General features: G+C 57.5%; 12 protein-coding genes. 6 read left to right on the top strand and 6 right to left on the bottom strand.

Annotated elements, in window-relative coordinates; all coding sequences use genetic code 11:
• Positions 1–193: 193 nt before the first annotated feature.
• Positions 194–406: a hypothetical protein gene (locus IB262_RS35780; protein ID WP_210337816.1), complete on the bottom strand. Its 213-nt coding sequence runs from the start codon at positions 404–406 to the stop codon at positions 194–196.
• A 90-nt stretch (positions 407–496) separates the two neighbouring features.
• Here IB262_RS35780 and IB262_RS33330 point away from each other — a divergent pair, with 90 nt between their 5' ends.
• From IB262_RS33330 to IB262_RS33310, 5 genes are all read left to right on the top strand, one after another.
• Complete coding sequence (locus tag IB262_RS33330) at positions 497–10,105, top strand: SAM-dependent methyltransferase (protein WP_210337814.1); 9,609 nt, start codon at positions 497–499, stop codon at positions 10,103–10,105.
• Positions 10,102–10,668: a hypothetical protein gene (locus IB262_RS33325; RefSeq protein ID WP_192494461.1), complete on the top strand. Its 567-nt coding sequence runs from the start codon at positions 10,102–10,104 to the stop codon at positions 10,666–10,668. The genes IB262_RS33330 and IB262_RS33325 overlap by 4 nt, the downstream gene beginning before the upstream one ends.
• A 1-nt stretch (position 10,669) precedes the next feature.
• Complete coding sequence (locus IB262_RS33320; protein ID WP_192494460.1) at positions 10,670–11,239, top strand: hypothetical protein; 570 nt, start codon at positions 10,670–10,672, stop codon at positions 11,237–11,239.
• Positions 11,240–11,526: 287 nt separating this feature from the next.
• Positions 11,527–12,414 carry a metallophosphoesterase gene (locus IB262_RS33315; RefSeq protein ID WP_192494459.1) on the top strand — a complete coding sequence of 296 codons (888 nt, stop codon included), beginning with the start codon at positions 11,527–11,529 and terminating at the stop codon, positions 12,412–12,414.
• Between the two features lie 273 nt (positions 12,415–12,687).
• On the top strand, positions 12,688–13,311 hold the full coding sequence (locus IB262_RS33310; protein ID WP_192494458.1) for a hypothetical protein: 624 nt from the start codon (positions 12,688–12,690) through the stop codon (positions 13,309–13,311).
• On the opposite strand, the gene IB262_RS33305 is transcribed toward IB262_RS33310, so the two are convergent.
• The 5 genes from IB262_RS33305 to glnH all read right to left on the bottom strand — a co-directional run bounded on the left by IB262_RS33305 (position 13,271) and on the right by glnH (position 17,772).
• Positions 13,271–14,542: a hypothetical protein gene (locus IB262_RS33305; protein ID WP_192494467.1), complete on the bottom strand. Its 1,272-nt coding sequence runs from the start codon at positions 14,540–14,542 to the stop codon at positions 13,271–13,273. The genes IB262_RS33310 and IB262_RS33305 overlap by 41 nt on opposite strands.
• Entirely contained in the window at positions 14,539–15,513 is a 975-nt protein-coding gene (locus tag IB262_RS33300; RefSeq protein ID WP_281435758.1) for a glutaminase, read from the bottom strand. Before IB262_RS33300 ends, IB262_RS33305 begins: the two co-directional genes overlap by 4 nt.
• A gap of 64 nt (positions 15,514–15,577) precedes the next feature.
• The gene (glnQ, locus tag IB262_RS33295; RefSeq protein WP_192494456.1) at positions 15,578–16,306 is read right to left on the bottom strand and encodes a glutamine ABC transporter ATP-binding protein GlnQ; all 729 of its coding nucleotides are present in this window, start codon (positions 16,304–16,306) and stop codon (positions 15,578–15,580) included.
• On the bottom strand, positions 16,303–16,959 hold the full coding sequence (gene glnP, locus IB262_RS33290; RefSeq protein WP_192494455.1) for a glutamine ABC transporter permease GlnP: 657 nt from the start codon (positions 16,957–16,959) through the stop codon (positions 16,303–16,305). Before glnP ends, glnQ begins: the two co-directional genes overlap by 4 nt.
• Positions 16,960–17,025: 66 nt before the next feature.
• Positions 17,026–17,772: a glutamine ABC transporter substrate-binding protein GlnH gene (glnH, locus tag IB262_RS33285; protein WP_192494454.1), complete on the bottom strand. Its 747-nt coding sequence runs from the start codon at positions 17,770–17,772 to the stop codon at positions 17,026–17,028.
• Between the two features lie 254 nt (positions 17,773–18,026).
• Here glnH and IB262_RS33280 point away from each other — a divergent pair, with 254 nt between their 5' ends.
• Complete coding sequence (locus IB262_RS33280) at positions 18,027–21,116, top strand: hypothetical protein (RefSeq protein ID WP_192494453.1); 3,090 nt, start codon at positions 18,027–18,029, stop codon at positions 21,114–21,116.
• The last annotated feature ends 174 nt before the right edge of the window (positions 21,117–21,290 follow it).

Below are 21,290 nucleotides of genomic sequence, written 5' to 3'. Positions count from 1 at the left end.
CAGCCCGGCAAACCGACCAGCATCAGACATCGGCGCCGACACGTTCCCGGTCGCACTGCCGCACGGCAATCCGCCAGCAGGCAGAGATCACATCCGCACCGATTTAGCCCTCGAACCGGCCACGATAACAACCATCGTGTCCACCTGGCATCCTGGCGATGATCCCGGCCAACAGATCACTGGCAACCGGCGATCAGCCGACCAACCGCACCGTGTCAGCGCCGTCGCCGACACAGGCGCCGGTCGGCGCGAACGTCCAGGCGACCCGACACGTCCGGTCATCAATCCAGATGCCGTAGCGATCGCCCAGCCCCGTTTGGTCGATGCGGCCATACCTCCTGCGGTGGCGCCGCAGCCCACGGTCACCGCCGCCATCGCCACCATCGACACTGAGACCTCGATCCATCGGGCGCTGCGCGATCGCGCGGACGATGACGACAGCGAAGATGCATACGACTGGCGGAATGGCTCAGTTGGTGCCCTTCATCGCAGGGCGATGAAGGTTCTCACCGAGGAAGAGCGTCTTCGCCATGCCATGGTGAGCCTGCCCGATCAGGAACGCGGCGCCAGGCCACCGTCTTCGCATGGCGCCCAGGACCCGCTCACGCCGCTATCGCATGAAAAGCTTCTAGACGTGCGCAATGCAGCCACCGCCGTACCGTCCATCACGGCGGAGACAACAGCTTTCCATCTGGCTGATGATGCTGTCGACGTCGCGCTCGATGAAAGCCGGGTGGAAAACCCTGGGATCAGTAGGATCGATCTTTCTTTGAATGGGGCGGACAGCGCGGAAAAAGCCAGTCTTGCAAACGGACACGGCCGGCCCGACAATCACGCGACAGCCACATCGACAATAGCGGTCACGCTGGATGGGCCTGGCAACGACATTGATGTTGCCGCTGCAGTCAGACCTGGCGACACAGACACATCAGCGGCAGGCGGATCGCACGGGAGCGACGGGCTCGTGCCAAGAGGAGGCAACCGAGCGGCGACCCCTGGGATCAGCGGGATCGATGTTTCGCGGCTTGGGATCCATCACGAGGATAAAGGTGGCCCCGGAAACCGAGACGGCCGGCCCGATGGTCACGCGACAGCCACATCGATAATAGCGGCCACGTTGGATGGACCTGGGAACGACATTGTTGTTGCCGCTGCGGCCAGCTCTGACGACGCTGACACGCCAATGGCAGCCGGATCGCACGGGAGCGATGGGCTCGAGCTCATGAGCGGTAACCGATGGGCGAGCGAAGCAACGCGTTCGATGAGTGGCCAAATGACGGGTGGGTCATGGAGAATTAGTGGCAACCTCTTTGACATTGATCAAGACGCCACTGGTATCGCCCTCTCTGGCGATGGCGCGACCAGAACAGTTTCGGCCGAGCCGAGCAGAATGGACGGGCTCAATTCGGCACATAGCCATGAAGAGGGCGCGCCGGGATCATCAGGATTGGTGATAGGAAAAGCCGCAGCGGATCCCGAGCCAGCCAATTGGTTGACCGAGGGAGACTCACCGGCGAGCCCTGGCAATGAACCGTATTTTCGGATCGAGGAAGCAACGCTTGTTCAGACAAGTGGACTGGACGACGCGCCTCCAGTGGGCGACGACACCGCTGCCCAAATGTCGTCGACCAACGTGGACTCTGATCAGCGATTGCCCCTTACCGCGTTGAGCACGAAGGCGATCGAGAAACTCGTCGATGAATTCGATCGGGGGGATTCAATCTTGAGAAAAGCTCGCGCCTCTCTTTTCAGTGGAATCAAAACCCGCGACGACATACCGAGCGAGTTTTGGGACGAAATTAACGCTTCTGAGAAGCGCTCTCTGCAACTCATCGAAACCACCTGTACGAAATTTGGGTTCGCCGATCCGTCCGCAGACCTGAAGGCTGCTTTTGGAAATATTTTGAAGTGGGCCGATACCCCACCGGCAAGTTCTTACAGTGTCAGCTCTAAGTATCAGGCACTTCTTAAGGCAGCCATCGACGACATTGATGTCTATCGACGGGGCCGCACTCAGGCTGAAAACGGCTTTCGCGAGATGTTGGAACGGGGGACCGCTTCGAGCCGTAACGAAACGGCAAGCGCTCCTGGCGTGCGCATGGCTCTGAGCGGAGCCGGCAGGCGCGCGATCGAAGATGCGCTTGGAATGCTCGAAACGGTGCGTTCGACGTTGGATAACAATCGAAGGTTCCTCAGCGCCGAATTGAGCGCCGCAGAAGATAGGGAAGGTCGCACCACCGTTAACGACATCGAAATGGTACAGAGAGAGGTGAGGCTTGTCAGTGTCGCCGCGCTGGAGCGGCTACGGCAAGCGAGCCGAAAATCGGGCGTTCCTGATTTCTCTTCTGAATTTGACCATTCCTATCAGGATGTCATCCGTTCTCTGGAGATGCTGAAGACCGAATTCGCGGAAGGCGGATGGTACGCGGCGTCAAAGATGGAGGCGGCAATCAACGCAATCAATGGGCACCTCGACCAAATCGCAGGTATCACTGAGAGGTATAGCGTCCTTCACGGCAGTCCGGTGCAGAACGACGATAATCACAATATGTCGGCACAGTACCACCCCTCTGACGGACCGAGCCCGCCGGAAAAAAGGAGCCAGGTTCCACCTGCGTTCATTTCGCCTGATAAAGTTGCTGAACCTGACCGGGGGAATGAACCACCGTCAGCAACTGTTTTCGAACCGTCGCTGACTGAGGCCTTGAGCGGTGAGCCAGAAACAAGGCCTGCAACCAACGTGGACCAGCTTAACAGCGCTCTGTACGAAGGTACGATTTCGGAGCGCGATTATCGGGGGCTGCTGCAGGCCACGATTGAAGAAATCAAAATAGACTATGGCGACGAGATCGGCGTCATGTTCGTCCACTGCGTCGATAGCCTGATACGCAGGGTTGGCATCTTGGGCCAAGATGAGCACCCTGTCAGGTACGGATCTCCGGATCGACTGGAAAGACAAGAACGGCGAACGGACAATCACGACAAGGCGGTTCGCGCTGTCATCAACCATGCCGTGATGCTCGCGAGAGCGTTTGGCGCCGACACGGCGACCGCAGATGTACAGGGCAACGTCGGAGAAACACTCGAACTTGCTCTCGCGCTCGTCCACGAACTCAGGGCGCACAGTCTGGAGAACAGCCAGAGCCTGATCTTTCGCGACGCCGATCATTATCTGAGCCAGCGTTGCCTTGAATGGCAACCACTTTGGGTCGAGAAGTGGTTTGGACCCGGTGCCACGTTGCCTTTCGCAGCGTTGGGCTCCAAACTGGCTGAAATATTTTATGATCGCCGGAAATCAGGGCAGCTTCGCCGTGAAGCAGCAGGAGAGGTTGTTCGCAAGCCGATAGAAAAAACCTCGATGCCAGCAGCGGCGCCGGGCGGCAGGGATTGGTCCCGACTGGGCATCACCCATTTCCGGGAGGGGCCTGGGCTTGCGGAACCAGATTCGCTCAACGACCTCATTGTCCGAGAAACGCCGGAGCGACCGCGAGACGGGCTTGCTCCCGGCAAGGACCAGATCGTCGGGAGGGACGCAACGGAAGCGCATTCCAATGTCTCGGTCGAAGGGGCTACGGATCAGCCGCAACCCAAGCCCGTATTGTCCAAGATGCCGGCGGAAGCCGAACCGTCACCCCAGGTGCAAGGTACGCTGACGACGACAGCGACTACCGAGCAGAATATGTCCGGTTTGTTTGAGGCAACACTCGCTGCGAAGGAAAATGGCGAAGATACTGCCATCAACGTCAACAACGGGGATCAGACGGAGGCCGCAGGCGCCGATGCCCGAACGGATTCCGCCATTTATGGCAACGTGCTCGCGAACGATGCTTTTATCGACAGACTGGAGAGTGCACATGGCGTCAGCGGACTGAGAGTGATGTATTCAGGTGCATTGGCGATGTTTGCCGATGCGAGTGGGGCTCAAGTCAACATCGTTGTCGATTCAAAGGACGGGGCCAAGATCACCCGTATGGCGCGCTCCTTTGGCGGGTACGCGGGCACTTATGCTAGCTTGACGCGAGCAGCGGTGGAATGGGCCGCCGTCGTTCACGGTGCCTCGCCCGCCGCACATGTGTTTTCCCCAAGTGGAATTCCCCGCGTACCCGATCCGCAAGATGTGCGCCTAATAAAGGGTGCTGCCGAGGCATTGTATTATGCCTTCCCCGAATTCGTTACTGCCGACAATGTTCAGTCTTTAATCAGCAAAGCCCAAATCGTGCCACCGGACCAACTTCCAGCAGGGGTGCTTGGGATGGTGACGCCACCGAGCGGCGCCCTGCATGCAAAGAATATAATCTTCTCTGAAGAAGTATTCTCGCTGGATCCAGCCGATGCGGGCCTTTGCCTCAGGCATGAGTTCCTCCATGCTCTGCAGGCTGATGCGTTTCTGGAAATTTACTCAGACGAACTGGCGCCTGAGAGCCCGGACACCTTCAACGAAGGCATGACAAATGCCTTGGCGCTGTTCGCGAGCCCTTCAGATGCGCCGCCCATGTCAGGCGCGATGAAGAAAGGAATTGAAGAAAACCTGTTCGGCAAGCAGAGCCCGTTTCTCCCCTATGCTATAGCGACTGTTATGGCTGAAAACGTCATGTCCATCGCCACCATCGATCACGCCATCCCGGCTTATTTTAGCGCGAACCCGGCCGGAGTCGAGGCGATCAATGCCGCGCGCCTACACCTTGAAAGTGCAATCGATTGGGAGAAATACCCCACCTATTATCATCATATACTCTTTGAAGAACTTGGCGCGCCAAAGATCAAACTAAATGGTTGGCCGCCGGTCTTTCCCGGGCAGGAGCCTCGCCAGCTGTCACCACTTGCTGGGCTCCTCAAGGCAGATGAGGCGCCGAGTGCAGATCAATCACCTATAATTCAACGTCCGCAGAATGAAAATAATGCTGAGGGCAGCAGCTCCAAAGCAGGCACGTTGCTGCCATCGGATGCTGCCCATGCCGCGCTGCGAACACGAGAGTCAGTTAGCGCCGTGGACGGTGACGGGACGACCGGGAGTCGAGTTTCCCGATTAGCTGATGATGGGCCATCGGCTCAGCCAGGATTGGCTCGCGCGCGACATTCTGCGGAGGTGGTGGGAACTTGGCAAACGGCAGGTAAGCGGGCGCGCGATGAGGTTGCGAGTGCCGCAAAGAGGACGCACGGTCCGGATGGCAAGCCGTTAGTCCCCCAAGAAATCCGCGACCGTCTCGACCCTCAATTCGTTGATCGTCTGGTTGAACTGGTTCGCACGAGCGGCGGCAGCATCACCTTCCGCGACTTCATGAACTACAGCCTATACGGCATCAAAGATTACGGAGGCGGCTATTACAATTCCGGAACGGTCTCCATTGGGAGAAAAGAGCCCGGCACTATAGCTGCAGACTTCAGAACGGCGCCTGAGACAAGCAAGTATTTTGGACACGCTGTCGCTAACGCGATCGCCGAAGTATATCGATCGATGGGTCGTCCCTCACGATTTGACGTTGTGGAAATGGGGGCAGGCAATGGCACCTTAGCCGCTACGATTATCGAACGACTGAGCGAAGCCCACCCTGAGCTCCATGACGCACTCAACTACATCATCGTGGAACGAAGTGAAGCGCTCATCGATCGCCAGAAAGCACGGCTCGAAGGTGCAAGAGTCCAATGGCTGCATGCCAGCGCCTACGAGTTGCCCTTGCAACATATATCCGGGGTGTTCCTTTCCAATGAACTACCCGACGCGTTTCCCGTACACCAGGTTGTTGTCCGTGAGGGGGCGTTGAAAGAAATCCATGTCGGGCTCAATGAGCGCAATGAGTTTGTTGAAATCGAGGGCGACTTGGGCCTGGTGGTGGCCCGCAATCTGCATATTGTTGACCAACTTGTGCGAGACTGGTCTTCCCTGCCGGATGGTCAGCGACTGACAATCAATCTCGAAGCAGTCGATTGGATCAGGAAGGTTGGGCGAGCGCTCAAAGCGGGCGGCGTCATCACCGTGGACTACGGTGTTCCAGGCGCGGTGTTGAAGCCGCCCTACACCGTATTCCGGAAGACCACTCCGATCGAACTCGCCTACTTGGCACCGGGAGCCATCGACATCACGTCTTTCGTGGATCTGTTAAGTTTGCTGGATGTTGGGCGTGAAGTTGGCCTAGAGCCTAGTTCGATACCCCGACTGAGAAGTTTTTCGCCACAGCACCAGTTCCTCACCGAAAATGGCTTTCAAGACCTGGCCAGGGGTACGACGGACCCGCGGGAGCTAGAAGCTGCCCAGGAACTATTGGATCGCTTCGAAGCGTTCCACGTTCTTGTGCAGATGAAAGGATTTGAACCTCCACCCAACGATCAAGACATCGCAGATGCTCGGAACGATAAGATCGGACACTCGAAACGCTCTGGCGATGAAGGCCCCCCTGGAGCGGTGATGAATGGCAATCAGCGCAAACCTGGCGCGTCTCAACAGTCCGGGGCAGGGGAAGGAGAGTCGGACCGGCGAGGCGAGGGCGAAGACGCCAGGGTAAGCGGTCTTGAACTGATGCCGACCCGACCATCGAGCAATCGGTTGCCTCCGGTTGTATTCTACAGCGATGCAACGGGTATCGGATTGCGTGTTCCGGATGACCCTATCGCACATGTCAGGATAAACTGTGGGTTTGATAGCGAAGGCGATCCGATTATCGCTGATGGTATCGTTGAGGTGACGCATGTTTACAGGGGAGACCTGCCTCCTGGAAGCGGCGCTCAATTGCTCGCCCGTCTCCTTCGCGCATACAATGTTCAACCAACCAAGGGTATCGGCAGGGCAATCGCGAATGAAAACACTTTGGAGATCCATCAAGGTGGCGGTAGTCCGGAAGAATCAGCCTTAGGTCGAAGCGCGATCCGCGCACTTGCGATGCTTGGCCTGGAACCTGGAACTTTCCAATTTGAGCGAGGGCGAGGCGGTGGACTCGATTTGGTCATCGACGTTAGGGCAGGTCTAGGCGCCACTGCCCCTCTTGTTTCAACGGATCCAGCTGCGAAATCGCTTGGAAAGAAGGGCTCCACTAAAAATGGAGTTGTCGATCTAACTTCGAGCCGTAGCGGCGACCCAATTGAAGTCCGCGTCACGGAGCATGACCGAACAGACGACGAAGATCCGCCCGCCGACGGTGTCGGCGCGGGGCGTCCAGAGCCTGATCCTCTTCCACTGCCGGGTCCGAGTGAGCGGCTGCCACAGGGGCAGGACGATGTTCCTGCTGTCGAGCCAGGCAGCGGTGCGCAACCTTCAGCTCAGGGAAGGGCTTTGGCTGAGATTGAGGAAGATCTTGGCGCTTTGGACGAAGCGATACGGCACGGCGATTACAGAGCGTTTGGGGATTGCCTGCAACGGCTGGCAAGCGGCCACCACGGAAAACCCGAGCTGTCTGGACCTGCCGGCGACGACGTCCGCACGTTTGCGGAACTCGCCGACAGGACACTTCTGTCGGGCGGTCCGCCTGGCAATGCTGATGCCGCGCAGCGCGCGGAATATCTGTCGCTGAGCGTTACCCCGCTCAGGGATGCCGCAAGGCGGCTGCAGGCGGGCAAGCCCGTTGACCCAGCCGCGGAGCCGGATCCGTTTGAGACAGACCATTCCCAAAACACAGCCATCAGCCCATTGTTGCCCAGGGATGTGGCTGTGTACAACGCGCAAATCGCTAAAGTGGTGATGGCGAACTTGGCATCCAAGTTGACCGCCTCTGCGGGCCAGTTTCAGCCGGTGATCTATCCGTATCGCGGGAGAAAAGTGCCTGGTTTCGAAGACCAGCGCAAGCGTGAACACCCACGGCCGGTGGAAGCGCGACCGCAACCGAAAGACCGCACTGAGATTGCGCGTGATCAGAAGGCTCTCGACGCCAAGCAGCAGGCAATCGACGAAGCCTATTTCCATACGCTCGGCGACGCCACGCTCTGGCTGAGCACGTTGGACCTCTCTTTCAGGCAAATTGAGGGTGGTGCGGAAGCTGCAAACGCTGTTTCGAACATGATCAAAGGAATTAGAGCCCTGCCACGTGATGTCGCGGGATCTCGCCGCGCCGCGACGCACTATTGGAAGCTGGTGGAAGGCGCTCAAGCGCTCCCGGCACAGCTTGGCGCCTTCATAGAACGGCTGTCGGGCGGCACGGTCGGTCGCGCCGAACCGACTTATGCTGAGGTCGTCGCGGAAGCCGATCTTGCCATGCGCTGGGCCATTACCAGGATCGATCGGCTGGCAGGCGGCCCGATCGATCGGGGCAATCGATTGCGAAACGCGGAAAGATTTCTGCAGGCTCTCGAAACCGAGATGGACGTCGCGACCAAAGGATTGGAAGCGATCGAGGCTACGGTAGCTGTCGTTCCGGCAAATGGCCTGGCTGCGAAAGACGTTCGTCTCGTGCGTGACATGACGGCCGATCTGCGTGGCCTTCTTGGCCCGATATTTGCTCGTGAGGAACCCGATCGTGATCTTATTCTTATGGCACAACTTCTCTTGATGCGGCTCGCGCGCAATGTTCGCGACTTGCGATGGGACCTCAGTTTCCGTTCCACTGAAGACCTTCAAAATCTGCCACCTGAGGTCCGGTTGTATCACAGCACGAGAAAGGCGCTTCGCGAGCGTAAATCACCGATCGAGGATTTCGAGCGGGTTAATGTGAGCCAACGCGATACCGAACATACCGATTCAGCCGGCGCCCGGGAAATGGTCGGGCCGAGCCTGGTGGAACAGGTGGCATATGCTCTTCAGGCAATCATTCGCGATGTTGGCGTCCGACATATTCCGGAGCTCACACTGGGCGCGACCGATATGGCAACGGTGATTGGCAATTTGGAGACGCTCGTAAACCGTGCTTCGAGCTTGCTCAATGATAAAATGCCGAGAGAATACAAAGAGCAATTGGTCTTCGACATGCTCGAGACAATCGCAGACGTCAGCGGGCGGCTGCAAATTATTGTCCTTGCCATGGAGGAGAAATTTGCCACAACGGATGGAGAGCAAAAGCGCGGTTACAATGAACATATCCAATCTGCTTTGGATGCGTTCGCCAATGCGCAATCGACCCTTGCCGCCCTCGCTGGCTGCGAACAACTGCCTGCCTTTGCGACGGTCGCAAGCGGCGCTGCGACGAAGGCAATCCAAAACGTGGAGGAGGCAGCCGACGCGTTGCGCCTTTACGCACTGGAGACGCTTGAGGTTTCACTTGATGGAATCGACAGTGGGACGAGTACAGTTGGCGCGTTTCACCGGGTTATCCCGAGCCTTTCTCCAGAGCAAATGCTTGTGCATTCATCGCGGGGATTGCCGGATCAGGCCGCCAATGTAAGGATATCGCCGGTTACTATCAGCTCAACGCGAGCGCGATCTTCGCAATTGTCATTGCCAATGCTTGAGATAGTCAGGGCGGAAGGGGATCGCCGCATATCGGCGAGCGCCGACTATCCAAGGCTCCGGGCGGCCTTCGACAAACCGACTTCTGTGGGCAGGCTTTCGCATCTTGAGATGTTCGGCAGGCGCCGGCCACGGCAAGATATCGGACCGCCCGGTTTCGCGCCATCAATCAAGCCATCGCCCCAGATTGCTCGATTCCACCAGCGGGATGGTGGCAAGGCGATAACCGAGACAGGTGGTGGCAAGTCGACGTGGTCCGTAGCTAAACCGGCCCTTTACGAGCGTTCCGGGCTCCGCAGGCGCGTGCCGGTTGGGTACGAGACCGAATATCAGAATGAAGGCACTTTCTGGACATCCAGGATCCCCCAACTTGAGGCATTCGTGCAGATCGAAATCGTGGGCGCTGTCGACGGCGCGTCCAGCGAGATTTGCGATTCAATCGTTGTTTCGCATCTTTTTCGCGGTGGGTTGCCAAGTGGAAGCGGTGCTTGGCTACTGGGTGATCTCATTCGCCGTTCAGGATTTTTGCCCCAACGCGCGTTGATCGTGAGGAATATTCGCGAGGAAAACACACTGTTGTCATACGCCCGAAAGGCCGATCCAGCATATTCCTTGTTTGGAAGGCTGGCTGCGAACGTAGCGAGATCTCTCGACCTTGATCCGGTGTCCTTCACGTTTTTGAAACGAGGGGAGGAAATTGATCTTGTTGTTGATCTCCGACCGATGGCTGCAGCATGAGGCAAGCAACACCTAAAGTCCTTGGAGGCGCCGGGTTTGGCACCGCTCTCGCAGTCGCTTTCGCGGGCTTCTTCGGGGCCTTCTCAACGATGCCGCAGCAACAGGCCCCGATTTTTGCGAACGACCGAGCCACAGAAGCCGGTCAATGGAAGCTTGAACCGTCTCAAGTCTATATCACTGCCGAACGGGCATTTGGCGTCTCGCCAGTAAAAGGTGAGCTGTTGCTCGTGTTTGAGGCGACGCTCGAGAACCGCACCAGTCAATCGACCAATGACTACCTTTCGGTCTTTCGCCCGGAAGACAAACTTGGCCCGATACTGAAGGCGCCGATCGTCGTCCTCACGCGCGACGGGTCATTTGGTCCGGAGCTTCATCCCGGCATGCCGGAGCGGATTGCCTATATGTGGCGGATGCCTGCGACTGTGCCCATTCCGCAAGAGATAGGTTTCACAGTTCTCGCCAAATCATTTAAATCACAGGATAATCTCTACGGAATGCCCAATTGGCTTAACCAGCATGCGATCGGGACGTTCCGATTTCTCAACATAGGCAAGGGATCGTAGCGTGAGACGCGCGATACGCAATTTGGCAGCGCTTGGCGCGACAATTTTTGTTTGCTACGGGTTGCAACAAACAAAACCCCGATATTCCGATTTGACTGGTCCGATTGCGGTGAACGGCGTTGTCGACGAAGCCGTCGACGGACGCACGTTTTCCATCAAGCTCGACAGGCTGACGCTTGCCAACAACGTCTCTCGTTCGCGGTTTGGCAAGTTGTCCGTCTATTCCACCAGCGGTGTCTGGATCATCATAGAGGCAACGCTTGCTGCAACGACATCGACGACAGTGATATCGGAGGCTGTTTTGAAGGGACCAACAGGGCTCGAATACCGGCAGTCGCGACGACTGGGCCCCGGCTCGAAGATGGCCCCGCACCGGGCTGAACCCGGGCTCCCCAAAAGCGTTCTGTTTTTCTTCGAGGTCCCACGCAATCAGGTTCGCGGGTCAACGCTCCTGGTTTCGGAGAACCGGGTCCCGCGTCTTGATGCCCAAGTTCGGATAGGATTGGAGCCATTACTCGCCGACCCGACGCAGGGGCCGACGCCAATCTTGGATGCCTATCGTTTGCCGTGAGCCTTGGCTTCAAGACGGTTCAAGTGAGGCTCATGTCGCCGGTCTCGCGCAGCATTCAAGGATGCCGGGGGGTGCCAGCAGAATGGCCGTGACGCACATGAAGTTCGCCCGTCTGATCGCAATCGCCTGGACTTCATCGACCGGTGGGGCGGGGGCAGATCGTCGCGTGGATTGGCCGGCCGAGGTCTTCGACAACATTTCAGTTCGAACGGATCACACTGTTCCTGAGCCGAATCGTGTGAAAATCATTGCAAGAAGGCCCACTGAACCTGACGTTAGGGAGCGAAATGAAAATTCACATCATCACTGATATTCACCACAAGCTGCCAGCAAGCCCGACAGATAGAAACTGGGACAGCCTTCTTCATGTACAGTCCTTCATCGAGGACGCAATCAGGCAAGAAGCTGATCTTATTGTCGACCTTGGAGATCGCATCTCCGACATAGACAGAAAGACGGACTATCAACCATCAACCGAGCTTGCAGACATTTTTGGAACTTTTGCGGGAAAGCGCGTCCATCTGCTTGGCAACCACGACGTTGAAAACCTGACGATTGCCGACCACGAGGAGATCTTTCGCCAACCGATGCAAATCATCGTTCATGACCTCGGCGCGCTTCGCCTCATCGCTTGGCAGCCAGACGTATCTTGTAAGCTGGGCGACGGCTTTCCAAGAGCTGAACCGTATCTTGTTTGGCTGATTGATGCGTTAAACTCCGATAGCAGGCCGGCAATAATTGCCAGTCATGTTCCGGTTTCCGGTCATTCGCAAATTGGAAATTGTTACTTCGAACGAAACCCACATTACGCGACCTATCCTGACCATGCAACGATCCGGAAAGCGGTTGAGCGCACAGGCAAAGTGGCGATTTGGCTTTCCGGCCACGTTCATCGCAATACGATCACTTCCGTCAACAATATTCGACACCTCACAATTCAATCATTGAGCGAGCAGTTCACTACTCTACCCCTCATAGCGCAGTCCTGGGCGTGTTTGAAAATCGAGGACGGCCGTTTCACCCTCGACGTTGTCGGCAATGATCCTTTCCATATCCAGCTTCCCTTCATGCGATCCGGCGATCGACCTTCGATCCCGCCTCACGCGCCCTATTCGGAGACAGATCGGCTCCGCGAGATTGCCTCAGGGTCGTCATCTGTCGTCAGGGAGAACTGAGCTGCTCTATTAATACGATGACGTCATGGCTCTTGGAACCGCATTGCACGCTTCGACCGGCCGGCGTCCCGAAAGAATCGCGAAAATGGATACTGAAGCTTTACGCACAACTGCAGCATGCGTAGAGCGAAAGGGTCCGATTTCATAGGCTTCTATCCCGGGACCCTATGGTCAGCGTTATAGGATTGCGTGTCGAGAGAATGTCGCACCGATTGAGATTTCCCCGGCAAGGTCGTTCGCGGATGCGAACGTGAAAACAGGAGTAAGTGATCGATGACTGTCACCTCGATTAATGCAAGCAACAATGACAAGGCGGAGGATCGTTCGCGCCGGCGCTCTATGTTCGCGCTGTTCATCCTCTTGTCCGTGACCTTCTTCGCGATCACATCCGATGGGATCGAGACGCTTTTGAAGAGCAGCGAGATCACGCCCCGCGGCGTATCATTCGGGGCCGAGGCCAGCTATGCCGGCGGCCGCTGGCGTCTTAAGGAGCTTCGCATTGTTGATGCAGAGGATGTGCCCGAAGGCGCTGCGGCAGTTCAGACCATTTTCGAGGTGACAATCGAAAGCAGCGATCTGATGACAGCTTGGTCAGACTGCGGCATATCGTTGCAAGATACCGATGGACGGCGATGGCAACCGGTTCGGGGAGATTCGCTCCCGATCGCTGCTGGCGCGATGACCTGCGGCGAGGCGATGATGTCAGGCGCTCACCCAGGGGACAAAGTTGCGATCGCCGACACCTTCCTTGTTCCAAAGCAAGCCATCTCGTCGATGCGGCCGTCCGTGAGCGTGTTTGAAGAGCGTTCCGATTTCCTGAGTTTCTCGGTACGTCCCGATCAGAAGCCGCTAGAAACTAGCCCTTCGTGGCGTCAAGCCTTGCGACTGCTGTATTGAGGACCGCTGCAAGGAAACAGATCCGCACGGGCTCGATGAGGAAGCCACGCGAGGAGTCCTGAAATGGACTTCCGAAGAGAAGTGACAGTGCCTGGCTGGCAACCTGCCAGGTCTCAAGGTCATGAGGACCGATCAGGCGACTGGCACCGAACCACAACCAGGCCGAGCTCCAATCCAGCAGCCGGTAACCGATGATCGAGATCGCCAGCAAAGTGACGCTCGTGCCGACTGTCAGCCGCACGCTGTTGGCGATGGGCAAATAGCGTGAACGATACGCTTTGACAAAGTGCTCGACGAATTCCCGGACGAACCTGGGGATCATCGCATAGCGTTCAAATAGATACGCGGTGTGTCTGTGCGTGCGCTTCAGTTCGCTGGCACCCCCAAGATCGAGTCCGTAGATCAATGCAGCCATCGCCAGCCATATCAGCGGTACCAACATGAAAAAAAAGAGGTCAGCGGCCAACGACGCCGCAGGAACCGTACTTCTATCCACCGGTAAAGCGATGCTCGCATAGGCCGCAGGAGCAAAGTCGAGGGAGCCAAGCTCCATCGACTGCACAAGCGACCAGGCTTTTGTCGTCTTCAACCAGTTCAGGGCGTAATCCTGCCATTGGCTGATGACGAAGAGCCCGACAAAGATCCAGTTCGTTTCGCACGCCACGATCGCGATGTGCCAGAGCGTCGATGACGACTTCGACAGCACCTGTTTGGCCAGCTTGCGGGCAGCCCAGGAGATCGCCACCGAAATTAGTAACCACCGCGAATCCATGACATCGAGCACGTTTGCATCCGAGCCGAAAGGCGCCAGCGCCAAGGCGGCCCGTGAATACTCCCTGACAATGTTTCCAAGGTAACCCCACGCGGCGTAATAGGCGAGAAACGGCAGCAACGCGATTGAAACGACATTCGCGAAGCGACCTGCCGCGTCGTTCGGGCCGCCGGGCGGAGGGCCGGAAACAGGCACCGGGTGCCCGGCCGCGTTGGCAAAGCACGGGAGCGCCGGGCGAACGATATGGAACATGACAACGGTCACAACCAACTGCCCGAGAACCATGAGCGTGAGGAAAGCCAGTCCAGCCATATGATTGGCAATGGCAACATGGGCAGCCAGCTTTAAAAGCACATCGGCCGCCAGATTGCCGATCAGTGCCGTTGCGATCAGTTGCGGCCAATATCTCGCCAGCAAACGAACACTCAACGCGATTGGCTTGAAGCTGGGCGCCATCATTCCTTGCTCGCCTCTGGCTGCGACAAATCGGGATGCACGTGGATCTTCTTTGGCGGTCTGGCGAATATCGACCAACCCATGGTCTTTGCAAGCTGCTCGAGTGCCAATGTGCCTAGCAACGAGTTGCCATGCCTGTTAAGACCGGGAGACCAGACCGCAATGGAAGCCACTTCCGGAACGATCGCCAATATTCCGCCTCCGACACCGCTTTTGCCGGGCAACCCGACCCGAAACGCGAAATCGCCCGAGCCATCGTAGTGGCCACAGGTCAGCATGAGCGCGTTGATGCGCCGAACCGCCGCGGCCGAAATGATTTTCAGCCCGCTTGCCTGTTGTCCCGACATTGCAAGGTAGCGGCCAGCTGAGGCCAGTTGGCGACAACTCATCGCCATCGCGCACTGGTGGAAGTAAACGCCCATTATCGCATCGACGGGGTTGGCAAGCGTCCCAAATGATTTCATGTAGTGGGCAAGCGCATGGTTGCGAAATCCGGTAGCCGCTTCCGACCTTGCAACCGCCTTGTCGACATAGATGCCGTTGGCTTGCGTCAACTCCCGCACGAAACGAAGGATGGAGCCGATGGTCGCGCGCGGCTGTTGTCCCTCCAGAATGATATCGGTGACAGTGATGGCGCCGGCATTTATGAAGGGGTTTCGCGGAACGCCATCCTCGTGCTCCAGCTGGACGATTGAATTGAACGCATTGCCTGATGGCTCTCGTCCGACACGCTGCCAGATCTGGTCACCAATCTTGCCAAGTGCCAGCGTCAGCGTGAAAACCTTGGAGACGCTCTGGATCGAAAACGGTTCATCGCAGTCTCCGCCGGCGACGACCTCGCCGTCCATCGTCGTGACGGCGAGCCCGAAACGCTTGACATCGACCTGCTGCAGTTGCGGTATGTAATCGGCAGTGCGCCCACGTTCCGTCTCACGGCGCATGGCATCAACGATTTCCCCGACGGCGCGTCTCAAGACAGCGTTTCGTTGCTGCTTGAGATCCGGGTGCTCGCCGTCGAGAGACCGCAGTCCGGAAAGACTAGTCAACATGCTTGAGAAAATCTCTCAGGCGTGGATTGGCCGGGTTATTAAGAAGGTCCGCTGGGCATCCATCTTCTACGATCTTGCCCTTCTCCATGAAGATAATACGCGTGCCGACCTTGCGGGCGAATGCCATTTCATGGGTCACAACGATCATCGTCATGCCCTCATCAGCCAGCTCCTGCATGACATTGAGCACCTCGTGGCGCAGTTCAGGGTCGAGCGCTGAGGTTGGTTCGTCAAACAGCATCAGCTTGGGCTTGACTGCGAGCGCACGTGCAATCGCGACGCGTTGCTGCTGCCCACCCGACAGTTCCGAGGGATAGTGTTTGGCGTGTGTTGCAAGGCCGACCTTGCCGAGCAGGGCCACAGCCTGTTCGTCCGCCAGTCTGCGGCCAACGCCACGAACCTGTCGCAACCCGAAAGCGACGTTTTCCAGAGCCGTCTTCTGTGGAAACAGATTGAATTGCTGGAAGACCATGCCTGCTTCCTGGCGGATGAGGCAAACCTGACGAGCATTGCCCTTGACGCTCAATCCGTCAACGATGAGGTCTCCGTCATCAATCGTCTCAAGGGCATTGATGCAACGAAGCAGCGTCGATTTACCGGATCCCGATGGGCCGATGAGCACGACGCGGTCGCCGGCCTCGATCGAGAGGTCGACCTCATCGAAGATTGTCATGGGGCCAAAGGACTTCGAAACTTTCTGAAATTCAACGACACTCATAGAATGCGCATCCTTCTTTCGGCCAGCTTAAGGGCGAGCGACACCGTGCCGGTCAGTACAAGGTAAATGAGTGCCACCGCCGACCATATCTCGACGGCCCTGAAATTCGTGGCCATGATTTCCTGCCCTTGGCGGGTCAGTTCACCGACGCCAATCACGATAAACAAGGACGTGTCCTTGAGGCTGATGACACATTGATTGCCAAGCGCCGGGATCATGCGTCGAAAGGCGATGGGACCGACAACATGGACTACAACTTTCCAGAACGGCAGTCCGAGAGCCAGGCCAGCCTCCTTAAGGCCGCGCGATACCGAAATCACCGATCCCCGCACAATTTCAGCAATATACGCGCCGGCGTTGATCATGATTGACAGGATCGCCGCCATCAGCGGGTCGATGCGGATATCGGCGAGCATCGGCAGCGCGAAATAGATGAACATCACTTGCACGACGATCGGCGTGCCTCGGATGAACTCGACATAGGCAACCGCCAATGCGCCAAGCAGCGTGTTGCCAAACGCTCTTAGAAGCCCAACGACTACGCCGATTGCCAAGCCGCCGGCCAAGCCGGCGGCGGCAATCAAGATCGTCTGTCGTGCTCCTTCGAGAAGGTGGGGCAGGGCGCCCCAAAAAGCAGACCATTCAAACTGCACGAGATTTACCTTTCTTCGAAAACCTCATCCTGGTGTCCGAACAAACCAAAACGGTTGGACGGGTGATCAATCCTGCGGCGGCGCTGTGCCGAACCACTTCTGGTAGATCGCAAGGTAGGTGCCATTGCCTTTCAGCTTGGCGAGCGACGTGTTCACCTTGGACACGAGGTCGCTCCCCTTGGGGAAGGCGATGCCGTACTGCTGAGCCTCGATCGAGGATCCGGCCGCTTTCACCTTGCCCTGGCCAAACTTGTGAATGTAATAGAGGATGCTCGGCGTATCGTGCATGGCCGCGTCTGCGCGACCGGTAATAACCTCAAGAAACGCATTGTCACTGTTAGGGAAGAGCCGAAGCTCAGTTTTCTGAAAATTCGCCTTGGCATAGTCAGCTGCCGACGTGCCCGTTTTCACGGCGAGCGTCTTGCCATCAAGGTCCTCTACAGCGGCGATCGGGCTGTCCGCGGGAACAAGAAGCAGCAAACCGCTATCATAATAACCGTCGGAAAAGTCTACAACCTTTCGACGTTCTTCAGAGATGGTCATGCCGGCAATACCGACATCTACCTGCTTGGTTTGAAGGGCGGGAAGGATCCCGTTGAAGTCCATCGGCTGAAGTGTGTAGGTCACACCGATATCCTTGGCGAGGGCGCCCCAAAGATCGATATCAAAACCCGCATACTTGTCTCCGTCCTTGAACTCGAACGGCACAAAGGCGGTGTCCGTTGCCACGACCAGATCAGCGGCGCGCCCTACGTTGGCAAACATCAACAGACCTGTCAGTGCACACAGCACGATGTGATGCGCTGGTTTCATCTTTAATCCTCCTTAGTTGAAATGATGCCTTCCCGCCGCGGACGGTCGCCGTTTCGGGCCATTCGTCGGAACCATGCTGGTGCCTGAGGAATTGACGACGTCATCATCGAGCGGATGGCGATCGGCGGTGTGACTATCACAGCGAGCCGCGTCCGACAACCCGATGCAGCGTGCATATTTTCACGATATTGAATTGTGATGTTATTGTGATACGCTGCACTGAATGTGATGTTGGTGTTGGAAGGGGCTCTATTATGGCGATTACGAAGTGTGAATCCGAAGCGTATCGATACTCGCGTGCGGACGACCTGGAATCGGCGAAGAATTCGTTTCAAACCAATCTTCAAAAGGCAAACAATCCGTCGCCACGGGACGACAGGGCAGGGGCACAGCAGACTTTTGATGGCGATCAACCCATCCCGCGACACCTAACCGAATTCACACTCAACCCGGGTTCATTTTCGACCCGGTGGGATGGTCCGATCCTGGGTATCGCCCAGCAATCGGCTGCCCCCGGTCTTTGGCCCTACCGGATGTATGTTCGCGAAGGCGTTGCCGACAGGCGGGACCAGAAAGCCCTTCAGCTGCAGTTGGCAGCAACACCTTGGCTCGATCGGGAGGCCTTCGGAATGCGTCCGGCCGCTCCCCTTGATGCGGATCGGAAAATCCGCAACGGCGATGCTATTGTTATTCTCGACGCGACCAGGATGAAGTTTCTGGAGGACCAGCGTGATTATCTGGATGTGGCGAGAAGCGCTCGCAATGGCACCGAACGTCTTGAGGCAAAGGGATTGCTGGTCGATGCCATCAGGCGGGAAATCGATTATGCCTCGACGCTGCAAGGCGTGCCGATTTCTGCACAAGACCGAAATGTGGACGGCGCGATCGATCCTTCGGAGCTTGGGAATCTGGTGCGTTCGATTGCAGACCGCGCGCCGGTGGATCCTATTTTTACCGGAGCCGTCGAAGAGGCGCGTGAGCTGATGCAGCGCGAATGGCAAGCCGACGGGCGGACCCGTACCCAGTTGGGCGTGCTGCTTGAGGCAGCGGAAAAAAGAGACTACGCCCGCGTTGCCAAGGAAACAGAGCGACAGCTGTTGGACGTCGCCCGGGCCGCGGCAAATGGTCAACAGAGCGGCACGTCGGAGATCAAGCTGGCGACGCTTTTAAAGCGCGCAGGCGTCTATGAAACCTACTACGCCGGCGACAAGGACAGCTACCAAAAAGCGGTCGCAACGGGGGTGGAGGCCGCCAAGGAGGAGCTCTTCAAGGCGGAACCTGTTCGCCAATTGCAGGCCGCCTGGGGCAATGGCGGCGCAGACGGCGCTTCAGCATTTGCGGCCAGGCTGGCGGCTGTGACCTCTACGGGCTTCACTTTGCCCGGTTACGGCGCGAAGATCATGAGCGATCCGCAGGTGGTCGGAATGCTCGATCAGGCATTGAATGAGGTCTCCTTCGTCCCCACCAACGAGAACTTCGCCCGGCAAGAGGAGATGTCGCACAACCTGGCGGCTGCGTCCCAGAGCGTTCTTTATGGCGACGGCCGAGAGCCGGGCGAAGGCAAGCAGGCCGTCGATCGGCTCGCAAGCAAGCTCCTTGCGAAGGTCAACGCCGGCGTCGAGCGCAACAAGGATAGCCATATGGCGGAGTTCCTTCGGCCATTCGCGGATGCGGTCGGAAATGGGGATGCCGCGTTGATGCTCTCGTTCGCCGCCCAAGCCACTGGCGAGCCGAGACAGCTGGCGATCACGCTCGCAAAGGAAGCTATCGCCAGATTTGGTGATGCGATGAACGCGCATGGCGAAAAGGCCAGTGCGGCCTGGGGCGATCTTTATCATGGTCTTGCGGCGTTTCCCGCCGATAAGTTGCAGCGCGGCGATGATCAGGTGCGACAAAGGAACAATGATCTTGCGAAGCTAGCGGCCCAAAATCCCGACAAAGTGCGCAAGCTGAACGATCTCGGAAACGAATTGGACCGAATGTGGGAAAAGCAGGAAAGCATTGGTCTGGCTCTGGAGCACTACCGCCCTGCTTTGACAGCGGGCAACGCAGACGCAGAACCGCTTCAGCGCGCCTATGAGAACCTGCAACCGTTGCCGATCGAGCAGCTGGCTAAACTTGCAGACGACAATCAAAAGCTTCCCGGCACGCTGTGGGTGCAGCGCTCTACCAGAAACCTGGCGACAATCGTTACTGTTGAACTGTTAACAAAGACGGTGAAACCGGGAAGGCTGCGCGACGTACTGGTCGGAAAACTGCCCCCAGAGCCACTACCCGGTGTACTCGCTCCCCATCAACCCGTCGCGTGGAACGAGAATTTGCTCGGTCGCGGTTCGAAGGGGCTCAGTTCGTACCTCTTTGCCGCCAACACGATGTCCGTACTCAACAGCGATGATTGGCTAGATGTGTTGTTTGCCGTTCCGCACGGTACGGCCGCCGTTGCCCATGGTCTGGACGCAATTGTCCCGAACTGGAAGGCGACAGCCTTCGGCATCGATCCGAAAACCAACAATCCGAATACGCCTTTTCAGAAATGGTACAATTCGGCAGCAAGCAATGTTGATGGCATGCGAGTATCCGACGGCGCAAAGAATTGGATGAAGGGGGTCTTGGCAGCCGTTTTGAAGGATATGGCCGATGTTGGCTATGTGCTTGCAGATGGCACCAATGCGGTGGTCCACGGCGCGCGCGGTGACTGGATCACTTCCCTGGGATACGGACTGAGTGTTGCAGGCGATCTGGCCTTTCTTGCCGGACCGGGCGTAAACGCGGTTCAAACGGTGGGGCCGGCGACTGCCGCCTCCGGGCTACAGGCGGGCACCGGAGGCAATGCTGCCTCTCGCTTTCTCATGGCGCGTGGTAGATTCTTCTACAGCGGGATCGGGGCCGTGGTGATGCTCATGGCATCAAGCGTCGTCACTGGACGCGGCGCGTGGAAGACGGCACACAAGTTCGATGCCGCGGACGCTGACTATCTCACAACCGTGCTGGGGGTACGATCGGACATTGCGGCAAAGCTCGCAGAGCACAACGATTTCCAAGATCGCGATCTGGCAGGCTACGCATCGCTGATCCTGCCCAATGAGAACCTGCTCGGAGGTCCACCATTGATGCGAAGCGCCGGCACCCTCATGATGGCTTCGCTCGGCGCGCTCGGGTACAGCAGATCGGATTTCAGCGACACGGTAAACAGCTGGTCGCCCGACCAGGCGGAGAAAATAGCCGACTATATCAAGGAACAGGCGGGAATTCTGACAAAAACGGAAGACCCATTGGAACCTGAGGAATTGCTGGCATATGCCAAATCTGAAGGCATCCCTTTGCCCGACAGGCGCCTGTCATGAGTTGCTGAAGCGGGTTTAACGGTCGTCTGGCTGTGCTCTTTGCTGGCGTCCAAGATTTTTTTGTGCCGGCACAATCGAGGTGCACATGATCACGAAGACAGCCGAGCCCGTGACGACGTTCAAGCAAGTTGCCCGAGGTTTCCGGCCGACAAGGCCGATAAGCGGCTGTTGCCT

This window comes from Ensifer sp. ENS02 (assembly GCF_014851885.1).
GTDB classification, from domain to species: domain Bacteria; phylum Pseudomonadota; class Alphaproteobacteria; order Rhizobiales; family Rhizobiaceae; genus Ensifer; species Ensifer adhaerens.
Note: the sequence above shows the minus strand (reverse complement) of the source record. Positions and strands in the feature narration are given on the sequence as shown.